Source organism: Streptomyces sp. W16 (assembly GCF_033194735.1).
In the GTDB taxonomy this organism is placed as follows: Bacteria; Actinomycetota; Actinomycetes; order Streptomycetales; family Streptomycetaceae; genus Streptomyces.
Window position 1 is genome coordinate 1 of the sequence record NZ_JAWOAI010000905.1, and the last position, 2,297, is coordinate 2,297.

Below are 2,297 nucleotides of genomic sequence, written 5' to 3' on the forward strand. Positions count from 1 at the left end.
GGCCTCGGGGGTGGGCAGCGCGGCCTGGTCGAGCTTGCCGCTGGGGGTGAGCGGGAGGTCGGCGAGGACGACATACGCCTCCGGGACCAGGGGTGCGGGAAGGGCGTCCGCGAGGGCGGCGCGCAGTTCGGCGGGGTCCACGTCTGCTCCGGCCGCCGGGACCGCGTAGGCGATGAGCCGCTGGTCGCGGATGACGACGGCGCCCCGCGCCACTGTGGGGATTCGCGTCAACTCGGCCTCGATCTCGCCGAGTTCGATGCGGTTGCCGCGCAGCTTGACCTGGCGGTCGGTGCGGCCGAGGTAGTCGATCGTGCCGTCGGGGCGGCGGCGCACCAGGTCGCCGGTGCGGTACATGCGGGCGCCGGGTTCGGTGGCGTACGGGTCGGCGACGAAGCGGTCGGCGGTGAGCGCGGGGCGACGGTGGTAGCCGCGGGCCAGCTGGACGCCGGTCAGGTACAGCTCGCCGGGGACGCCGTCCGGCACCGGGCGCAGGCAGGAGTCGAGGACGCGCAGGCCGGTGTTCCAGACGGGGCGGCCGATGGGCACGGTGGTGTCGGGCGTGCCGTCGTAGGTGTGGTGCGTGACGTCGACGGCGGCCTCGGTGGGACCGTAGAGATTGTGCAGCGGGACGCCGGTCAGCTCGTGCCAGCGGGTGGCGGCGGAACCGGACAGGGCCTCGCCGCTGCTGAAGACGCGGCGCAGGCTGCCCGCCCACGCGGGGTCGGCGGTGACCTCCTCGGAGGCGAGGAAGGCCTCCAGCATCGAGGGCACGAAGTGCATCGTCGTGACGCTCTCGGCCTGGATCAGGCGGGCCAGATAGGCGGGGTCGCGATGGCCGTCCGGCGCGGCGAGGACGACGGCGGCGCCCTCGCGCAGCGCCCAGAAGAACTCCCAGACGCTGACGTCGAAGCTGGACGGGGTTTTCTGCAACACCCGGTCGTCGGCGGTGAGTTGGTACGCGCCCTGCATCCAGGCGAGTCGGTTGCCGATGGCGCGGTGGGTGACGACGACGCCCTTGGGGCGGCCGGTGGAGCCGGAGGTGTAGATGAGGTAGGCGGGGTCGTCGGGGCGGGCCGGGTCCTGGACGCCGCCGAACAGAGCCTCTCCGCCCTCCGCGTCCACCCGCAGCACGTCCAGGCCTTCGACCGAGGGGAGCCGGTCCGCGTCCCGTTCCGTCGTGACGACCGTGGTCGCGCCCGAGTCGGCCAGCATGTAGGCGAGACGCTCGGCCGGGTAGTCCAGGTCGAGGGGCAGATAGGCGGCCCCCGACTTCAGGACTCCCAGCAGTGCCACCATCAGCTCCGCCGAGCGGGGTACGGCGACGGCGACGAACCGCTCCCGGCCCGCGCCCTTGGCCCGCAGCCGCGCCGCCAACTCCTCTGCCCGCGCGTCCAGTTCGGCGTAGGTCAGGGTCGTGCCGTCGAAGACGACCGCCGTGGCGTCCGGAGTTCGCGCGACCTGTGCGGCGAACTCGGCTGCAAGGGTGGTGGCCGGGACCGGCCGGGTCTCCCCCGCCGGGTGGGCGGCGGCCAGCTCGTCCGGGGTGAGCAGGTGGAGGTCCGCGATCCGGGCGCCGGGGTCGTCGGCCAGGGCGTGGAGGACGAGGGTGAGCCGGTCGGCGAGGGACTGCACGGCGTCGGCGTCGAGGCGTCCGGCGTGGTGCTTGAGGCGCAGGTCGAGGCGGCGGCCGGGCTTGACGATGAGGGCGAGGGGGTAGTGCACGGCGTCGTGGAAGGCGTGTCCGGCGACGGCGATCGTGCCGGTGGGGTCGGTGATGCCGGGGGCGCCCTCGCCGCCGGGATAGTTCTCGAACACCACGAGCGTGTCGAAGAGTTCGCCGCCGCCCGCGTGGCCGGTGGCGCGCTGGATGTCGGCGAGGCCGAGGTGCTGGTGGTCGAGCAGCGCGCTCTGTTCGTCCTGGAGCCGGTCGAGGAGTCCGCCCAGGGTGTCTCCGGGGGTCCAACGCAGGCGGGTGGGCAGGGTGTTGATGAACAGGCCGATCATCGACTCGATGCCGTCGACGGCGGCGTCGCGTCCGGCGACCGTCGTACCGAACAGCACGTCCTGACGGCCCGTCATGCGGCCGACCAGCAGGCCCCAGGCGCCCTGGACGAGCGTGCCGAGGGTGACTCCGCGTTCGCGGGCGCGGGCGGTGAGCCGCGAGGTGACCCGCTCGGTCAACTCGACGCGGATCTGGGCAGGTTCGAGCGGTCCGGCGGGCGCGGGACCGTCGACCAGCCGGGTGGGCTCGTCGACGCCGGCCAGCGCGGTGCGCCAGGCGGCGCGGGCGGCCTCGC

General features: G+C 74.1%; 1 protein-coding gene. It reads right to left on the reverse strand.

Features of this window, described 5'->3' with window-relative positions:
- Positions 1–2,297: non-ribosomal peptide synthetase (locus tag R6V09_RS51220; protein ID WP_317888264.1), on the reverse strand; the 2,297-nt coding region annotated here is incomplete at both ends.